Source organism: Xanthomonas sp. AC360 (assembly GCF_979258225.1).
Genome location: NZ_OZ409846.1, coordinates 2,012,509 through 2,030,547 on the forward strand (window position 1 = coordinate 2,012,509; position 18,039 = coordinate 2,030,547).

Annotated in this window: 15 protein-coding genes and 1 other RNA gene; 7 read left to right on the forward strand and 9 right to left on the reverse strand. The window is 66.2% G+C overall.

The annotated features are described in order from the left end of the window. Positions 1-221 precede the first annotated feature (221 nt). From ACZZ0O_RS08610 to ACZZ0O_RS08620, 3 genes are read right to left on the reverse strand one after another with little or no spacing between them, the layout of a single operon-like run. The gene (locus ACZZ0O_RS08610; protein WP_463590542.1) at positions 222-2,480 is read right to left on the reverse strand and encodes an ATP-binding protein; all 2,259 of its coding nucleotides are present in this window, start codon (positions 2,478-2,480) and stop codon (positions 222-224) included. 39 nt (positions 2,481-2,519) lie between these two features. Then, complete coding sequence (locus ACZZ0O_RS08615) at positions 2,520-4,484, reverse strand: EAL domain-containing protein (RefSeq protein ID WP_463590543.1); 1,965 nt, start codon at positions 4,482-4,484, stop codon at positions 2,520-2,522. Between the two features lie 38 nt (positions 4,485-4,522). Then, complete coding sequence (locus ACZZ0O_RS08620) at positions 4,523-5,149, reverse strand: DUF4126 domain-containing protein (RefSeq protein WP_311239004.1); 627 nt, start codon at positions 5,147-5,149, stop codon at positions 4,523-4,525. A 128-nt stretch (positions 5,150-5,277) separates the two neighbouring features. On the opposite strand from ACZZ0O_RS08620, the gene ACZZ0O_RS08625 reads away from it, so the two are divergent. From ACZZ0O_RS08625 to ampE, 5 genes are all read left to right on the forward strand, one after another. Further along, positions 5,278-6,015: a DUF6776 family protein gene (locus tag ACZZ0O_RS08625; protein WP_055853215.1), complete on the forward strand. Its 738-nt coding sequence runs from the start codon at positions 5,278-5,280 to the stop codon at positions 6,013-6,015. Positions 6,016-6,018: 3 nt separating this feature from the next. After that, positions 6,019-6,468 carry a bactofilin family protein gene (locus ACZZ0O_RS08630; RefSeq protein ID WP_463590544.1) on the forward strand — a complete coding sequence of 150 codons (450 nt, stop codon included), beginning with the start codon at positions 6,019-6,021 and terminating at the stop codon, positions 6,466-6,468. Between the two features lie 80 nt (positions 6,469-6,548). Further along, a complete protein-coding gene (erpA, locus tag ACZZ0O_RS08635) occupies positions 6,549-6,935 on the forward strand; it encodes an iron-sulfur cluster insertion protein ErpA (protein ID WP_055853212.1) in 387 nt (128 codons plus the stop codon). A 318-nt stretch (positions 6,936-7,253) separates the two neighbouring features. Beyond that, positions 7,254-8,153, forward strand: a complete 900-nt coding sequence (nudC, locus tag ACZZ0O_RS08640) for an NAD(+) diphosphatase (protein WP_115526902.1) — start codon at positions 7,254-7,256, stop codon at positions 8,151-8,153. 136 nt (positions 8,154-8,289) lie between these two features. Beyond that, positions 8,290-9,183 carry a regulatory signaling modulator protein AmpE gene (gene ampE / locus ACZZ0O_RS08645; RefSeq protein WP_463590545.1) on the forward strand — a complete coding sequence of 298 codons (894 nt, stop codon included), beginning with the start codon at positions 8,290-8,292 and terminating at the stop codon, positions 9,181-9,183. Between the two features lie 217 nt (positions 9,184-9,400). Here ampE and ACZZ0O_RS08650 read toward each other — a convergent pair whose 3' ends face one another. The 5 genes from ACZZ0O_RS08650 to ACZZ0O_RS08670 form a co-directional block, all read right to left on the reverse strand. Then, positions 9,401-9,859 (reverse strand): DUF4240 domain-containing protein, encoded by a 459-nt coding sequence (locus ACZZ0O_RS08650; protein WP_463590546.1) that lies wholly within the window; start codon positions 9,857-9,859, stop codon positions 9,401-9,403. A 384-nt stretch (positions 9,860-10,243) separates the two neighbouring features. Further along, entirely contained in the window at positions 10,244-10,654 is a 411-nt protein-coding gene (locus ACZZ0O_RS08655; protein WP_055853205.1) for a DUF2752 domain-containing protein, read from the reverse strand. Then, positions 10,654-10,998: a CD225/dispanin family protein gene (locus tag ACZZ0O_RS08660; protein WP_115512730.1), complete on the reverse strand. Its 345-nt coding sequence runs from the start codon at positions 10,996-10,998 to the stop codon at positions 10,654-10,656. The genes ACZZ0O_RS08655 and ACZZ0O_RS08660 overlap by 1 nt, the downstream gene beginning before the upstream one ends. Before the next feature lie 308 nt (positions 10,999-11,306). Next, positions 11,307-13,229: an MFS transporter gene (locus ACZZ0O_RS08665; protein ID WP_115552781.1), complete on the reverse strand. Its 1,923-nt coding sequence runs from the start codon at positions 13,227-13,229 to the stop codon at positions 11,307-11,309. Between the two features lie 66 nt (positions 13,230-13,295). Next, positions 13,296-14,198 (reverse strand): LysR family transcriptional regulator, encoded by a 903-nt coding sequence (locus ACZZ0O_RS08670; protein WP_055853198.1) that lies wholly within the window; start codon positions 14,196-14,198, stop codon positions 13,296-13,298. A gap of 97 nt (positions 14,199-14,295) precedes the next feature. On the opposite strand from ACZZ0O_RS08670, the gene ACZZ0O_RS08675 reads away from it, so the two are divergent. Further along, the gene (locus ACZZ0O_RS08675; RefSeq protein ID WP_463590547.1) at positions 14,296-15,486 is read left to right on the forward strand and encodes an MFS transporter; all 1,191 of its coding nucleotides are present in this window, start codon (positions 14,296-14,298) and stop codon (positions 15,484-15,486) included. Between the two features lie 61 nt (positions 15,487-15,547). After that, a non-coding RNA gene (locus tag ACZZ0O_RS08680) (sX9 sRNA) lies at positions 15,548-15,624 on the forward strand. A 168-nt stretch (positions 15,625-15,792) separates the two neighbouring features. Here the strand turns inward: ACZZ0O_RS08680 and yccS are convergent. After that, positions 15,793-18,006, reverse strand: a complete 2,214-nt coding sequence (yccS, locus tag ACZZ0O_RS08685; RefSeq protein ID WP_463590548.1) for a YccS family putative transporter — start codon at positions 18,004-18,006, stop codon at positions 15,793-15,795. Between the last annotated feature and the right edge of the window lie 33 nt (positions 18,007-18,039).

Here is an 18,039-nt window from a genome sequence, read left to right on the forward strand (position 1 = left end):
AGCGCAACGTTCGACGCCGATGACTGGTCAGCCTTGTGGTTGAGATGCAGGTATTGCTGTGCCGCCCTGGCACGCGATCGGGCGTCTTGGATCGGCTGATCCTTACCCTCACCCCAATTCCTCACGCGAGGGGAGAGGGGCGTGACCGTTCTTTCGCTGCGGGATTTCCTGCGACTGCAGTGCCTGGCCGGTTCTTGTCACCGGCTTACGAGCTGCGCGGCTTAGCCGGCTGCGCGGGTTGCGGCTTGCAGGCGGGCGACCTGGCCTAGCAGGGCCAGGCGGGCGCGGGCGTACTCGGCGATCACCAGGGCGACCATCACCGAGGGGCGTTCGATGGTGCCGGTGCGAGCGGCCAGTTCGATGCGCCGTGCGGCGTTGGACACGGCCTGGGCGCCGACGTTGGCGCTGGACGATTTGAGCGTGTGGGCCAGGTCGCGCAGCTGCATGCTGTCGCGGTTGGCGGCCGCTGCTTCCAGCTGTTCGATGATGCCTGGGGCATCGTCCAGGAACAGCTGCAGGATGGTGATGGTGTCCGCGCCGGCCACTTCGTACAGCTCGTCGATCACGCTGCTGTCCAGGATCGGCAGTGCACGTGCCTGGGCGCCCGCGCTGGCGCTTTCCGGATCGGCCGGGGCTGCGCCGTTGGTCTGGCTGGGTAACACCGGTTGACGCGGCAGCCAGCGCTGCAGGCAGGCATCGAGTTGTTCGCGGGCAACCGGCTTGGAGAGGTAATCGTCCATGCCGGCGGCCAGGCAGCGTTCGCGGTCGCCGGCCATGGCGTTGGCGGTCATCGCCACGATCGGGATCGGGCGGCCGCCGCTTTCGGTTTCCATCGCGCGCCAGCGGCGGGTGGCGGCGTAGCCGTCCAGCACCGGCATCTGGCAATCCATGAAGACCATGTCGTAGCGCGTGGATTCCATACTGCTCAGCGCGGCCTCGCCGTCGGTGGCGGTATCGGCTTCGAAGCCCAGCACCCCCAGCAGCTTCTGCGCGACCAGCAGGTTCACCGGGTTGTCCTCGACCAGCAGGATGCGCACTTCGCGCGCGTTGGCCATCGGTGGCGGCAGCGGCTCGGGGATCATCGACGCGGCCAGCGCATGCACGGGCTTGGCGTCCTGCGGCAGCACCAGCGTCCGCAGGATCTCGTCCGGGCTCTGGCGCGGCACCAGGGTGGCGTTGTCCTGCAGTTCGACCGGTACCGGCTCGTCGCCGTAGAGCCAGATCAGCTTCGAGCCGCTGATGTCTTCCGGGCGAGCCAGTGCGCGATGCACGGCGCGCGCGCTGTAGCGCAGCGTGTCGTGGTCGGCGATGACGCAGCGGAAGCCCTCTCCATCGCTGTGGCGGCGCACGCGTTCCAGCGCTTCCTGGGTGGTTTCCATCAGCACGTGCGACACGCCCCAGCCGTCGAGCAGGCGCTTGAGCCGTTGCGTCAGGCGTGCGTCGGAGCTGATCACCATGACGCGTGCCGCATCGGCGCCGGTGCTCTGCTGCAGGTCGCCGATCACCTTGAGCAGCGGGATCTCGAACCAGAACGTGGCACCGCGGCCGGGTTCGGATTCCACGCCGATGCGCCCGCCCATCAGGTCGATGATGCGCTTGCAGATCGCCAGGCCCAGCCCGGTGCCGCCGTACAGGCGGGTGGTGGAGGCGTCGGCCTGGGCGAAGGAGCGGAACAGGCGGGCCTGCTGATCCGGTGCGATGCCGATGCCGGTGTCGCGCACCTGGAAACGCAGCAGGTGCTGGGCGCGGGTTTCGCCCAGGCGACGCAGCTGGATATCGATGCTGCCACGCTCGGTGAACTTGATCGCATTGCCGATCAGGTTGCCCAGCACCTGACGCAGGCGGATCGGGTCGCCGCGCACCAGCAGGCGCACCGAGGGTTCGATGTCCAGGCCCAGACGCAGCTGGCGGCTTTCGGCGGTGCGTTGCAGCAGCTGCACCACACCGTCGAGCAACTCGCGCAGGTTGAAGGTGGTGATCTCCAGTTCGAGCTTGTTCGCTTCGAGCTTGGAGTAGTCGAGGATGTCGTCGACGATGCGCAGCAGCTGCAGCGAGCTGCCGGTGGCGGTCTGCAGCATGTCGCGCTGGTCCAGGCTGAGCTGGCCGCTGGAGATGAGCTCCAGCATCGGAATGATGCCGTTGAGCGGGGTGCGGATCTCGTGGCTCATGGTGGCCAGAAACTCACCCTTGGCCAACGTCGCGGCTTCGGCCGCTTGTTTGGCGCGCAGCAGTTCCTGTTCGAGTTCGCCGTGGCGTTGCAGTTCCTGTTGCAGGCGCTCGCGGGCCAGCTCCGCCTCGTCCAGGCGCTGCGACAACCGCTGCTGGGCGCGGGCGCTGCGCTGGGCGGCGACGGCTGCGCACAGGGCAAACACCACGGCCAGCGCAGCAGCGATGGCGGTGAGCGCACGCCACGGCCCCTGAATGTCGCTCCACTGCAGGCCTGCGCCCACCGCTGCGGTGAGTGCGGTCACCGTGGCCAAAGCGCTCCAGACGCGAAGGCCTCCCGCCTGCGCCGTCATTTAGAGCACCGCGTTCGTGAAGTCGAAATCCAGTTCCTTGCCGACGGTCTGCACCAGGTTGCCCTGAATGAAATCCACGCCGCTCATCCACATTGCAGCAGCCGCCTGCGGGTCTTCGATGCGCTGGCCGATGATCAACAGGCCGCGCTGATGGGCGATGTCGATCACGCCGCGCAGTTCGTCGCGCACTGCGGCATTGCCATGCGCATCGGCAAAGCGGTTGGCCATGCGTACGAAACTCAGCGGCAACTGGCTCAGCAGCGCGTTTGCTTCGTCGCCGGGTTCGAACTGGCTCAGGCAGAACTGCACGCCGGCCGGCATGAGCTTGGCGCAGAACTGCTGCACGGTGACCGCGTGGATCAGGGCATCGTCCAGACGCAGGTCCACGATCAGCGATTGCCCGGCCACGCCGCGTTCGACCAGTGCCTTGAGCAGCCAGTCGGCGAAGGCATCACGGGCCAGCGTGCGCGGCGATTGCGAGACGAACAGGCGCAGCGGCGGGCTGGCGTGCTGATACAGATGCAGCAAGCCAAGCGCGTGATCCATGACCTGCTGGTCCAGATCGGCGATGCGTCCGGCCGCCTCGGCGGCAGGGATCACCTGGCCAGCCGACAGCAGCGTGCCGTCGGCCTGGCGCAGCCGCAGCAGCACCTGGTACTGCGCGGTGTCGCCGCCAGCCACCGCCACGATCGGCTGATAGGCCAGTTCGAGTTGGCCTTCGACCAGGCGCAATTGCTCCTGCTGCTCGGCCTGGCTGGGCGCCAGATAGGCCTGCACACCGTCGCTGCGCAGGCGTGCCTGCAACGCGGTGCGCTCGACCGCTTCCAGCGCGCTGCCGGTGTCGTCAAAGCCAAGGCCCAGCGGAGCCACGCCGATGGCGCAGCGCACATGTACCGATTCTTCTTCGCGCACCGGGAAGGCGTTGGCGGAAAGACGCTCGCGGATATCCAGCGCACGTTGTTCCAGGCTGGCTTCGTCCATTTCCACGGCCAGCAGCAGGAAGCTGTTGTCGTTCAGACGCGCCAGCGGATACGGCTGGGCGGCAGTGGCCAGGCGATGCCCGGCCTGGGTCATCAGGCGTTCGTAGGCGGCGTAGCCGTAGCGTTCGCGCAGCCCAAGTGCGCTGGCGATCTCGATGAAGAACAGCCCGCCGGGCTGCTTGCGCTCCAGTGCATTGGCGAGCAACTCCATCACGTGGCCGCGCGTGGGCAGGCCGGTTTCCGGGTTGCTGCGCACGCTGACCTGCTCGCCGGCCAGCTGCAGCGCCTGTTGGCGCGCACGGCGGATGCGGTTGGACACCGCGGCGATCAGATGGCGCGGGCGGATTGGCTTGGTGAGGAAATCGTCGGCGCCGCTGTCGAGCACTTCGAACTGACGTTCCGGGTCCGGGTCGCCGGTGAGGAACACGATCGGCAGCAGCTGCTGCCCCGGCTGTTGGCGGATCAAGGTGGTCAGGCGGATGCCGTCCAGCTCGGGCATGTGCAGATCCATCAGGATCAGATCCGGGTGATAGTCCTGGATCGCCTGCGGCACGCTGGCGGCGGTCATTTCGACCTGCGCGTGCATGCCGGCGCCATGCAGCACGCTCTGTGCGAACAAGGCCTGCGAGCGGTCGTCTTCGACGATCAGAACGCGATACGGCGCATCGGCCGCCACGTTGTCGCCACCGTCGTTGTTGACTGCGGACGCGGCGGAGGACGGCGGCAACGCCGGCGCAACGCGCGTTGCGCCGGCGTTGGACACGGCACGCGCCGGTGCAATGGGTGTCGCATGGCTGGGAACGTTGGCGGCGGCGGGCGCGGGAATGATCGCCGCACTCACCGGCGCGCTGTCGTCGGGCGCGCTGGCAGCCTCGTCGGCCCAGCGACGCCAATAGTCGGCCGGCGGCGTCTCGGCGCGCAGCGGGCGATTACGCGTGGCGGTGTCGTCACGGGTGGTGAAAGGAACCGGATCTCGGGCGGCCATCGATACTCCCTGCAGTCGCGATGATTATGCGATGAACTTCACGATAGCGGGGAGCGGCGTGCAGCCGGCGTGCTTGAAGCGCGCATCGGCGCGACCAGCCGGCGCATGCCACGCCACAACAATCGCCACACCCACCACACCATCAGCGCGACCAGCACGCTGGACCCCACTGCCAGACTCAATGCCAACCAGGGGTGCGCCAAGGCCAGCGCCAGTGCAGTGGTGGCGATGGTGTCTTCGGCCAGCGATGCGACCCAGTTGCTGGCCGGCTCCGGCGAAGTGTTGAGCAGTGCGCGGGTGCCGGCCTTGAGCGTGTGGCTGGTCAACGCCACGCCAGCGCCTGCCGCCAACGCGCCCGCGCCCAGGTCGCCATCCGGCGATAGCGTGGCGGCGGCCAGAAACGCGCCAGCCGGCACCCGCGCCAGGGTCTGCAGCAGATCCCAGCCCGAATCCACGCCGGGAATCTTGTCGGCGAAGAATTCGGCCACCGCCAGCGCGCCGGACGTGCCCAGCACCCACAGCGATTGCGCGGGATGCAGGGCCGGCGGCAGCTCGATCCAGCCGAGCAGGCCGGCCAGGCCGACGCCGAACACGGTGAGGTAGACGCGGATGCCGGCCAGCCAGGCCAGCAGGATGCCGATCACGAACAGATGGGCTTCGCTCATGGCGTTGCTTCCTGCGAACAATGCGGAACTATCGGATAACGGCCGGCCCAGCGCCAGCGCGACGGCCGTCGAGGCTCTGGCACACTACGCCGCCGCCCACACCGCCGGCCCGTCCGGACCCGATGCCCATGAGACCAGCCGCACGCGTTCAGATCGTCCAACGTGACTCCGGTGGTGGCCCTTCCAGCGGCCGCTGGCTGTGGATCGTGGTCGTCCTGCTCTGGCTGGCATCGCTGGGTGGTGTGTGGTGGATGGCCAGCCGCACCGCCGCGCCGCGTCTGGTCGAGGCCGAGGCTGCGCTGCAGCAGGCCCAGCGCAGCCAGGCCCAGCAGCGCCGGCTGATCGAACAATTACAGCAGCGCCAGGTCAATCTGGCGATGTCCGACAAGATCAGCCGCGTCGCCAATACCGAAGTGCAGGCCTCGCTGGCCGAGCGCGACGAGCAGATCGCCGCGCTGCGCGCCGATGTGGCCTTCTACGAGCGGCTGGTGGGCTCCACCGCGCAGCGCAAGGGGCTCAATGCGCACTCGGTGCAGTTCACCGCCGAGGCCGGCGGGACCTGGAATTACAGCGTGGTGCTGACCCAGAACCTCAACCGTGGCGCGATCAGCCAGGGCCAGCTGCGCTTTGCGGTGGAAGGCGTGCGCGCCGGCAAGCTGGTGACGGTGAGCTGGAACGAGCTGCACCAGAAGCCCGATGCCGCCGCCCAGCCGTATTCGTTCCGCTATTTCCAGCAGTTGGACGGTAGCGTGATCCTGCCGAAGGATTTCACTCCGCAACGTGTCAAAATCTCCCTGAGCGGCGATGGGGCGCCGGTCAACCAGACATTCGATTGGAAAGTCGCCGGCAATGGCGCGGGGGAGTAGCTCATGTTCGGAAACAAGTCCAACCGTGGTGCGCAGACCGTGGTCGATACCTTGATCGGGCCGCAGGTGGTGATCCGCGGCGACCTGACCTTCAGCGGTGGCCTGTATGTGGAAGGCCGCATCCTGGGCAAAGTGATTGCCGAAGACGGCGCCAGCGCCACCCTGACCGTGGCCGAGCAGGGAAGTATCGAGGGCGAAGTGCGTGCGCCGGTGGTGATCATCAATGGTCAGCTGACCGGCGACGTGCATGCGGCCGAGCGGGTCGAACTGGCCGCCAATGCGCGAGTGCAGGGCAACGTGCACTACCAGGTGGTGGAAATGAGCGCCGGTGCGCAGCTCACCGGACGGTTGATCCATGCCGCCACGGCGGGCGCGACCGCCGCGCTGCCGGCTCCGGAAGGCAGCCGCAGCGAGCCGGTCAAGGCGCTGCAGGCCGAAACCGCCGAGGCCTGAGCGGGCACGCGGCTGAAGCGCGAGCCTGTCGCAGGCACAACCGGCTTGAAGTGGGGCCGCCTGGCCCCCATGCTGACGCCATGAGTACGCTCGTTTCGCTTCCTACTGCCGCCCCGGCCCCGGACTATCAGTCCATCGACCGGCCGCTGAATTTTTCCGGAGCTGCCGCCGCCAAGGTGCGCGAGCTGATCCAGGAAGAGGGCAACGCCGAGTTGGCGTTGCGCGTGTATATCCAGGGAGGCGGTTGTTCCGGCTTCCAGTACGGTTTCGAGTTCGACGAGAACCGTGCCGAAGACGATCTGGCCGTGGCCACCGATGGCGTGACGCTGTTGGTCGACCCACTGAGCCTGCAATACCTGATGGGCGCCGAGGTGGATTACACCGAAAGCCTGACCGGTGCGCAGTTCGTGATCCGCAATCCCAATGCCAAGACCACCTGCGGGTGCGGTAGCAGCTTCAGCGTCTGAGGGTGTTGGGCGGGCTGCAGTCTGACGCTGTCGTGATCGGTTGACGGCGCGCGTCTGCGCCGCCAATGGCGCTGTCGCACTTGGCTGACGCGTCCTGATCGAGCGCAGCGGGCAAGCCCTGTTGCGATGATCGATGCAGATGGCGCAAAACGCGTTTCGGCAGGTCCGCATTGCGGATGCATGGCGTCTGCAGCGACGAACCGGTTGTAATCATCAGCAACCTGTCACGAGTGCGAGCGCATTGCATGCGCCTACGCTGCGGCGATCGTCATGCATTGCCGGTTGCGGGTGTCGCCAATTATCGGCAGGCTTGCGCCGATGTCCGAGTCTACTTTTCCGTTGTCCGGTTTTGCCTTCACCCACGCGCCGCTCGATCGTGGCGATGCGTTGCGTGACGATCCCGCCGCGTTGGCGCAACTGTGGCCGCAAGGCAACGTGCTGCTGATCGATGCCAAGGGCACCGCGCTGGCCGATGCGCAGGGGCAACCGTTGCTGCTGCAGGGCTCCGCGCTTGCCGATAGCCCGGAGGCGGCGATCTTCCTGGGCGTGCGCGATGGTCAAGGCTGGTTTTGCCTGTCGGCCGACCCGCTCGACGTCAAGGCGCCGCAGCGTGTGGACCTGCGCCAGGCGGCGGCCGAGTGGCCGGCGGAGATCGCCACCGCGGTGTCGTATGCGCGGGCCATGCTGCACTGGCAATCGCGCACGCGCTTTTGCGGCGTGTGCGGCGGGGCGATCGTGTTCCGCCGCGCCGGCTTCATCGCGCATTGCACGCAGTGCCAGACCGAGCACTATCCGCGCGTGGACCCGGCGATCATTGTCGCGGTCAGCGACGGGCAACGTCTGCTGTTGGGCCGCCAGGCCAGCTGGGCGCCGCGGCGTTATTCGGTGATCGCCGGATTTGTGGAGCCGGGCGAGTCGCTGGAACAGACGGTGGCGCGCGAGGTGCACGAAGAGACCCGGGTGCGGATCCAGCACTGCAGCTATGTCGGCGCGCAACCGTGGCCGTTCCCGGGTGCGCTGATGCTGGGCTTTACTGCGCATGCGGCGGCGAGCGAAGTGCCGCAGGTGACCGGTGAGCTGGAAGATGCGCGCTGGGTGAGTCATGCCGAGGTCGGCGCTGCGCTGGCTGGGCAAGGCGGCGAGGACGGGATTGGGCTGCCGCCTGCCATTTCGATTGCGCGCGCGCTGATCGAGCAGTGGTATCGCACGCATGGCTGAGGGCATCGCTTGCGCATGCACGCGGCTTGCGGCAAGCGCATGGGCGCCCTTGCTCGGTGCGCACGGTACCGGCGCGCGAAGCGCGTTACGGGGCGGTTGTGCCCGCTCGGCTAGACTCGGCTGAGGAGGGACACCCATGTTCACCACCCTGGTTGCCGTCGTCGTCGCACTCACGCTGGGCCATCTGGTCCCGGCGCAGGTGGCCAGGCTGCGGCGTTTTGAATGGTTTGGTCATTGGCTGCGGCGGCTGGACAGCTATGCCGCCGGGCGTGGCGCCTGGCAGGGCCGCTATGGGGTGCTGCTGGCGCTGCTGCCGGCCCTGTTTGTAGTGCTCGTGCTGCAGTGGCTGCTGGACGATGTCTGGCACGGGTTACTGTCGCTGCTGTTCGGCGTGGCGGTGCTGGCCTGGACCTGGGGGCCGCGCGATCTGGATCGCGATGTCGAGGCGGTGATCGATGCCGACGAACCCGGGGCGCGGCGCGATGCGATCTCGCAGTTGCAGGCCGCCGGCGGCAGCGTGCATGAGGACGCGCCGTCGCTGGTTGAAGCGGTGGTAGTCAATGGCCTGCGGCGCTGGTTTGCGGTGCTGTGGTGGTTTCTGTTGCTGGGGCCATTCGGCGCGGTGTTGTATCGCCTGACCGCGCTGGCGGTGGAAAGCCCGCTGGCGGTGCTGCTGCCGCCGCGCAATCTTGCCGGCGCGCGCTGGCTGCTGGCGGTGCTGGAATGGCCGGTAGCGCAGCTGATCACTGTGTCGATGGCATTGGTCGGCAACTTCGACACGGTGTTCCGCGCGTGGCGGCAAGCGCATGGCAACCGCTGGTCGTTGGAGCCGCATTTTCTCGGTGCCGTCGCGCGTGCCAGTGTCAGTGCCGAGCTGCGCGAAGAAGCGCACGACTACACCGATTCGGGCCTGGTGCCGGTCTGGCGCCGGCTGCCGGAAGTGCGCGATGCAATGAGCCTGGTCTGGCGCGTGCTGCTGCTGTGGATGGTGGTGCTGGCGTTGTTGGTGATTGCCGGGTGGGTGCGGTGATACTGCGCGCCACACTAAAGTAGTTACGAGCGCAGTACTGCTTCTCGTTCTGGCACCAGGTTTCAATCGTTTCAGCGTAAGTTTTTGAATGCGGGTCCGGCGGTACGCCTTCCGGCACACGTTGCTTACGCGTTGAACGGGCGCCCATCGGCTCGTCCGCTATGGTTCGAGGCCCGAAGTAAACCGAAACGCGAGACGTGTCGGCTTTGATGGGATGTTATGCGCCGGCCTCAGTCCAAAGATCGGGGTTGCTGCCCGACTCATAGCTAACAGTTGCCTCAAATGGCCAGTCTGATGGGTCTCTGCCGCTACCTGCTGCCCAGGCGTTTGGAGCGACGTAAAGTAGCGACTCGCACCATTGGTCAGCCGAGCGTTGCATTTCAGCCGGAGTCCTCTTTACGCGGGAATAATATTCCTCACCACAAGCGACCACATAGCATCTGGCATAGAGAAAACCATCATCAGACTGCCCGGAGTCGCCGGCATTTTCTGCGTACTTCTCTCCGTCAATGGCGAAAAGATGCTGCGAGAGATGCTCATGGAAAGCTTCGATGCTTGTAATCTCCATGGCAGTTAAGGCCGATGTGAGAGAGGCCAGAGTGCGATCCTCGTCTCCGTCCTTCAATGCAACACGATCAATAAGTTTCATGAGTTGCCAGAATTGGCTGTTTTCCATAACTTGCTCCATTTAGCGTCTGATTGCTGGTGCAATAGCGACCCGCGTCGCGAAGTGGTGTTGCTGTGACTGGTTTGCCAGTCGAGATACAGAGATTCCGGCTCTTCTGATCGAATAGATGAGTTCTAAGGCATGGGCGTGCTGCAGTGCTTTTCACCAAAGCTAGTCGTAACGATCAAGGCATTTCGTTGCAAGCACCTTTATTGTCGGTGGCGCTCGTTTCGTAGTGCTTGAAGTCATTACGGCCTATCCACTGCCCCAGTTATATGCGTTCACTTTCAACGAGAGGGTGGATAAAATTTTTCTCTGCGGATGCATTACGTACGATGTCGCGTAAGAAGCTCATCATCGATGAAGCACTGCCTCGTAACGTCTTTATTCCATCTAACCCGGCGCAAGCAGCGTAAACGGGTACCACGGCAGATTTCGTGCAATCCAGTACGTGGGGAGTGCCCATAACCAGAATTTCGGTTCGGACATCACACTCACCACCGGTGCGAACCAGCGGGCGCGCCAGCCGGCTTTCCAGGCGATCAGGCCGGGCAGGGTGAACAGGCCGAGCACGGCGGCAGGATTCATGGCGAAGGCGCCAGGAAGATCGAAATGCACCAGCGCATACAACGCGCGGGTCATGCCGCAACCGGGGCAGTAGCAGCCGGTGACGGTGCGAAAAATGCAGGGCGGGAACGGGCTGTTGCTCGCGTTCGGGTCGAAGCGATAGAGCAGCGATACGCCAAAGGCGGCCACGCTGGTGGCCGCCCCCAGTCCAAGCCAATGGCGTGGACGCAGTTCCATTACTGCATGTGCTGCAGCTGCTGCATGTAATCCGAGTACCCCTGCATGCCGCCGGTGGCGACCATGCCGATGTTGACCAGCAGGCCGATCGCGGCCAGCACGCTGGTCACGATGCACCAGGTCTTGGCGGTGTTGGAGGCGCGACGCGCGCCGTCGATATCGCCCTGGTTGAGCAGGCCGTTGACCTTGCTGGAGAACACGATCGCCACGATGCCGGTGATCAGGGACGGGCAGCACAGGCAGAAGCCGAGCACGGTGGAGACGATCGCCCAGATCAGGTGATTGGGCACCGGGCCGGGCGCTGCGCTGGACGAGGGATGGATCGGCGGTGGGATGGCACTCATGGTGAAGCTCCTTGGGTGGTAAACGACAACAAACGGATCGGGTGCGTGGGGAGGGTGATGACGGCCGCAGCACGACGGATGGCAGCGTGCGTGCTGCCCGCAGGGCCGCGGTGCAGCGCTGCAACCGCAGGTCGCCGACAGGCGCGACTGCTGCCGGTTGCGGCAGATGCCTCAGACACGAGATTGCGCACGACGACTTCCCCCAGTACGACCTGCCGCGTCCGCTTGGCGAACGCGGCGGTAAAGCGTGCAGTGGCGCACAGGCTACTCGCGGTCCGCGACGGACGCAAAGCCCGCGCCGGTGCGGCTCACGGTTGGTCCTGGCGCAGTGCGCGGACCTGCTGTTCGAGCAACGCGGCGCTGGCCTGGTCGCCGGCAACGGCGGGGCCTGCAGCCACTTCGATCTGCGCACGCATCCGGCGCGGCACGCGCATGCGGCCCAGACGCGTATCGCGGCGGCTCCACATGCTCGACCACATGCCACGCAGCGCCATCGGAATCACCGGCACCTTGCGGCGCTCCAGGATCTTTTCGACACCGGATTTGAACGCGGCAATCTCACCGTCCTTGGTCAACGCACCTTCCGGAAAAATGCACACCAGCTCGCCATCGGCCAGCGCGGCGTCGATGCGGTCGAACGCCTGCTGCATCAGTGCGGGGTCTTCGCGCGCGCCGGCGATCGGGATGGCCTTGGCGGTGCGGAAGATCCAGCGCATCACCGGGATGCGAAAGATCTTGTAGTACATGACAAAGCGCACCGGGCGCGGAATCACCGCCGACAGAATCAGCGCGTCCATGTAGCTGACGTGGTTGCACACCAGCAAGGCGGCGCCGTTGTCGGGCACGTGGGTGTCGATGTCGCGTGCGCGCAGCCGGTACAACACGCTCACCAGCACCCAGCTGAGAAAGCGCATCAGGAACTCGGGCACCAGGGTGAAGATCCACAGCGCCACCAGCGTATTGGCGATCGCCAGCGCCAGAAACACCTGCGGAATGCTCAGCCCCGGCATCGGGATGCGGTGGCCGAACAGCACCACCTGCGGCAGCTGCAGGGCAATGCCGATGACGGCGGCGGCCACGATGAAGAGCGAATTCTGGATGTTGAGCCCGGCGATCACGCGCGAGAGTTCGGCCTTGGGCGTGCGGCTCTGGATCAGCGCGAACAACGGCACTACGAACAGACCGGTGAACAGGCCGATGCCGACCAGGTCGATGATCAAGCGCACGCTGCCGGCCTGCTGCACGAACTGACCGATCGACAGATCGCTCACCGGCGCGGCACCGGGGCGGGCGAAATACAGGTCCAGCAGGAACGCGCTGATGCCGAACGCACCCAGCGGCACCAGGCCGATTTCCACCGTGCGCCCGGACAGCCGTTCGCACAGCAGCGAGCCCACGCCGGTGCCGATCGAGAACAGCGCCAGCGCAAACACGTACAGGTCTTGCTGGCCGCCGAGATTGAGCTGCGCGTAGGTGGGCAGCTGCGCGGTGAGCACGGTGCCGACGAACCAGAACCACGACACGCCCAGCACCGAGTTGCGTACGGCCGGCGTGCGCCGGGTCAGGCGCATGATGGCGCGCGATTCGGGGATGGGGTTCCAGTTGATCTTCAGCTCCGGCGCGCCGGCATCGACCTTGGGCACCAGCCGCGCGACCAGGTTGCCGGTGACGGCGATGGCGATCACCGCGGTGGCTGCGGCGACCGGGCCATGGCTGCCGGCGATCTGGAAGATCAGCCCGCCGAAGATCATGCCGCACAGGATCGAGATCGAGGTGCCCATCTCGACCAGACCATTACCGCCGGTGAGTTCCTCGGGTTTGAGCACCGAGGGCAGGATCGAATACTTCACCGGCCCGAACAGCGTGGATTGCAGGCCGGTGCAGAACAGCGCGATCAGCAGGATCACCATGTTCTCGGTGATGAAGCCCACCGCGGCCAGCGACATGATGGCGATCTCCATCGTGGTGGTGATCACGATGAGCTTCTGCTTCTCCATTTTTTCGGCGATCTGGCCGGCCAGCGCGGAGAACAGGAAGTACGGCAGGATGAACAGCGCCGGCGCCAGATTGGTGTAGAGCGTGCGCTGCGCCGCATCGATGCCGAGATAGAACAGCAAGCCGATGATGGCCTGCCGATAGACGTTGTCGTTAAACGCGCCCAGCGCCTGGACAGCGAAGAACGGCAAGAAGCGGCGCTGCCTGAGCAGGGCGAACTGACTGTGACCGGACATGCAGTTTCCTTTGCGAACGCGCGCAGCCTAGCAGGCTTCCACGGTGCTGGTGGAGGGCCTGTGCGCTTAGCGCGACCGGCCAGGCGATGGCGCACGCGGCGCCGCTTGGGCACGCAGCAGCGCTACGAACGCGCGTGCGGCCGGGGTGGGGTCCGGCCGCCACACTGCGTAGGTCAAAAAGCGGAAGCGCTCCTTGAGCGCGACCGTCACCACCTCGCGCATGGCGCTGGCCATGGTGTGCGGCACGATGCCCACACCCAGGTCGGCGGCGACCAGTTCGCGCATCAGGTCGGCGTGAGTCACCTCGTATTGCTGGCGCTGCCGCAGCCCGGCCTGCTCGAAGGCCGCATCGATGATGCCGCGCACCCCGGCACCGGGGATCAGCCCGGCCATCGGTTCGTCCTCAAGCTCGGCCAGGGCCACCCGCTTGCGCGCGGCAAAGCGATGGCCGGGGGCGACGATCAAGGCGAGCGGTTCTTCGTGCAGGAGCAGGCGCTGCTCCGGTACCGCGACCTGCGGGCCGACGCCGACCAGGGCCACATCCAGCCGGCCTTCGCCCAGATCGTGCAGCAAGGCCTCGCTCATGGCGGTGCGCAGGTGCACGTCTACCCGCGCATGTGCGGTGCGGAACTGGCGCAGTAGCTGCGGCACCTGCACCGTACTGAGCGAGGAGATCTGCCCCAGTGTGAGCCGGCCGCGCACGGTGCCCAGTGCCTGGGCCATTTCTTCGTGCAGGCGTTCGGCCGCGCGCAGAGTTTCGCGTGCGTTGTGCAGAAAGACTTCGCCGGCCGCCGTGGGGCGTACCCGGCGGGTGCCGCGCTCGAACAGCCGCGCACCAAGCGTCTCTTCGATCTTGGCCACCTGATGGCTGAGCGCCGATTGCACCGTGTTGCAGCGGCGTGCGGCCGCGGTGAAGCCGCCTTCGTCGGCCACGGCCACGGCAAATTCCAGCTGGCGCAGGGTGAGCATGCGATCTCGAAACGCGATGGTGACGGTGAAAACAATACATTGGAAAGATGCATCGCCGCTGCCCACACTGCCTCCATTCCTTTCACAGGCCTCTGCCATGACTGTCGACCCCGCCGCCCATCCGCCATTACCGCGCCGCCTGGTGCTGTTGATGGCTGCCGCTACCGGGCTGGCAGTGGCGAGCAACTACTACGCCCAGCCGCTGCTGGAAACGCTGGCGCAGACCTTCGGCATCCAGGTGCGCAGCGCCGGGGCGGTGGTGACCGCGGCGCAGCTGGCGTATGCGGCCGGGCTGCTGTTGCTGGTGCCATTGGGCGACCGGCTGGAGCGGCGCAGCCTGATCGTGGGCCTGTTCGTGCTCAGTGCACTGGGCCTGCTGATCAGTGCCAGCTCGCACAGCTTTGCGATGTTGCTGGTCGGCACGATTGTCACCGGCGCCAGTTCGGTGGCGGCGCAGATCCTGGTGCCGTTCGCCGCCACGCTGGCGGCACCGCACGAGCGGGGGCGGGTGATCGGCACGGTGATGAGCGGCTTGCTGCTGGGCATCCTGCTGGCGCGCACCGCCGCCGGGCTGCTGGCCGGCGTGGGCGGCTGGCACACGGTGTACTGGATTGCTGCCGGTCTGCTGCTGATCACCGCCGCGCTGCTATGGCGCGGGCTGCCGCGGCATCCGGGCAATGCGCAGTTGTCGTATCCGCAGTTGGTGGGATCGGTGTTGACGCTGCTGCGCGACGATGCAGTGCTGCGCGCGCGCGCGGTGCTGGGTGGGCTGATCTTTGCCGGCTTCAGCATGTTCTGGACCACACTGGCGTTTCTGTTGTCCGGTCCGAATTATGGTTATGGCACCGCGGTGATCGGGTTGTTTGGCTTGATCGGTGCGGCCGGTGCGTTGGCGGCCAATCGTTCCGGGCATTGGTCCGATCACGGCCACGGCGACCGCGTGAGTTGGGGTGGGCTGGTGATGTTGCTGGTGTCGTGGGGGCTGCTGGCGTTTGCGCCGCACTCGATGGCGTTGCTGATCGTGGGCGTGCTGCTGCTGGATATCGCCGTACAGGGCGTGCATATCGCCAATCAGAGCGTGATCTATCAGCGCAATCCGGATGCGCGCAACCGCATCACCTCGGCCTACATCACCTGCTACTTCATCGGCGGTGCGCTGGGGTCGACCTTGAGCACCGCGGCGTACGCGCAGGCCGGCTGGAACGGTGTGGTGATCGGCGGTGCGCTGCTGGCCGTGGCGGCGTTGGGCTGGGTGGGCTGGAGTGTGTCGCGCAATACCTGGAAGTAGCAGCGGCTAACACAACGACTGCGATTACCGTCAAGCGGGTGTCGCCGGGGCTCGGTGCGGTAGGTACCACCCGTACATTCCGGTTATGCGTGCGCCGTCCACACGCACCTCAAGGCGGCTCGATACGGTGTGTTAGCCGCTCCACGTGCTGCCGACACGCAGTGACGCGTCCTTGCATGCTTCACGGATGCGCGCATCTGAAAAGTTTGGCTTTTGCGGTGTTGCGCGCAGGTGTTGCGCCAACGCCGCCGGGCTGTGCGGCGGGGTCGATACCGGCAGCAGAGACCGCACTGTCCTCGGTCGCCGCTAGTGTTTGCTCACCACCAGACGCGCCGCACTCTCGGCCGGCGCATCGGTCACCGCCACCGCAGCGGCGCGTAGTTTGGGCAGCAGGCGCAAGGTGAGTGCGAGTTGGTCGCGCACCAGACGCTGCTTGGGCGGCAGCTGCACGGCGTGCTGTTCCAGCGCATCGGCCATGGCCAGTTCTTCGGTTTCGTCGTGCGCCGGCAGTGGGTGGCGTTGGCTCAATGCGGTAGCGATGTCGCCAAGCGCGCGCTGCAGATAGTCGCCGGCCCGGGCGATGGTGGGGTCGTGTTCGCCATCGAGCGCGGCGCGGTGCGCGCCTAGCGCCGACAGGTAGCCCAGCAAGGTATTGGACAGCGCCAGGAAGCGGAAACCCGCATCCAGATTGCGTCGAAAGCGGCCCGGCTCGCGCAGCATGTTGGACAGCGCCACCGACAACGCCGCATCGGCGTTGTGCATGTCGCGGCGTGCAATGCGGTAGGGCAGATCGTCGCGCATGCCGCTCGCGTATTGCTCCAGCACCTGGGTGAGATAGCGCGCGCAGCTGGCCAGCACCGTGGCCATCACCTGGTTGAGGCGACGGCCCTGCCAGTCCGGCAGGATCAGGAACGAGGCGGCCGCGGCGATGGCGCAGCCAATCACGGTGTCGATCAGCCGCGGCCAGATCAGCACGAAGCCATCGCCGAGCAGGTTGAAACAGAACAGCGCCATGACCGTGATGCCGGCGGTGGCCAGCATGTAGCGATCGGTGCGCGCAATGAAGAACACCAGCGCGGCGACCAGTGCCAGCAGCAGCTGTACTTCGGTGCCGGGGAACAGCTGCATTAGCGCCCAGGTGGCGACCAGGCCGATCAAAGTACCGGCGATACGCTGCACCAGCCGCAGGCGTGTCGCACCGTAATTGGGCCGGCACACGAACGCGGTGGTGAGCAGGATCCAGTAGCCGTTGTCGGCATGGATGGATTGCATCACCGCATAGCCCGCGACCAGCGCGATGGCCATGCGCAGGCCATGCCGGAACAGCACCGAGCCGGGCGTGAGTTGCTGGCCGAGCCGCGCGGCCATTTCGCGCAAGGTGTGCGGGGAGGAATCGCGCAGGCGGGTGTCGAGGTTGTCGCTGGTGGAATCGGATTGCGCCGCTTCGGAAAGCTTGCGTTCGATGGTCTGCAGATTGGTGACCAGCAGTTCCAGCGCGCCGAGCAGGCGCGCCAGTGCGGGGTCGGCGCGCGCATGCAGATAATCCAGCGACTGGCGCAGGTCTTCGGTGGCCAGACGGCTGTTGTCGCCATAGTCGAACGGCTGCCGCAGCCGGATCGCCTCGCCCAGCGCGGTGCAGGCCTTGCCCTGCAGTGCGAGCAGGCGCTGGCAGCGGTACAGCACATCGCTGTGGAAGAACGCATCGGTCAGCGCTTCGTACGGATAGTGCGACGAACTGGCGCGTTCGTGGAATTCCTGCGCCATGTAATACAGCCGGAAATACAGGCCCGATTGCACGCCCGGCCGCCCCGAGCGCCCGAAGCGGCTGATGATCGCGGTCTTGGCGGCATTGAGTGCGCCGACGACCTTGGCATTCTGTTCGGCCAGCGCCAGCCGGCGCGCATGCAGGTCGCTTTGCCGCACCGGTTCGAACAGGTCGGCCTTGCGCTTGAGATAGAGGCCCAGCTCGAAGAACAGCCGCGACAGCCGCTCGCGCACCGGGCGATTGGCGAACAGGATGGTCCACAGGATCGACAGCACGCCGTACCAGGTGGCGCCGATCAACAGCAACGCCGCGCCATGCCAGGCCACCAGCGGATCGTGGCTGCCGTGCTGGTCCATGCCGATCATGGCGTAGATCGACAACGCCACCGTGGCCTGCGCGATGGAGGCGTAGCGCTCGCCCAGTGCGCCCAGCAGCGTGAGCGAGAAGGTGGCCACCGCCATGCCGATCACGAACGCCAGCGGGTACGGGAACAGCAGCGTCACTGCCGCCGCCGCCGCGGCAAAGCACAGCAACGACAGCAGCACCGATTTGATGCGGCCCAACCAGTTGTCGTCGGTTTCGGCGATGGCGCTGGCGATGGTGCCCAGAAACAGCGCCGGGACTGCGGTGAGTTGCTGCCAGTGCCAGCACACGCCCATGGCCACCGCCAGCGCGATGAACACACGTAGGCCGTAACTGGCCTTTTCATGGGCCCACAGGCGGCTGAGGCGGGATTCGAAGGAAGTGGTGGCCACGGTCTCTGATGGGCAAGCGTGCCCGGGCATTAT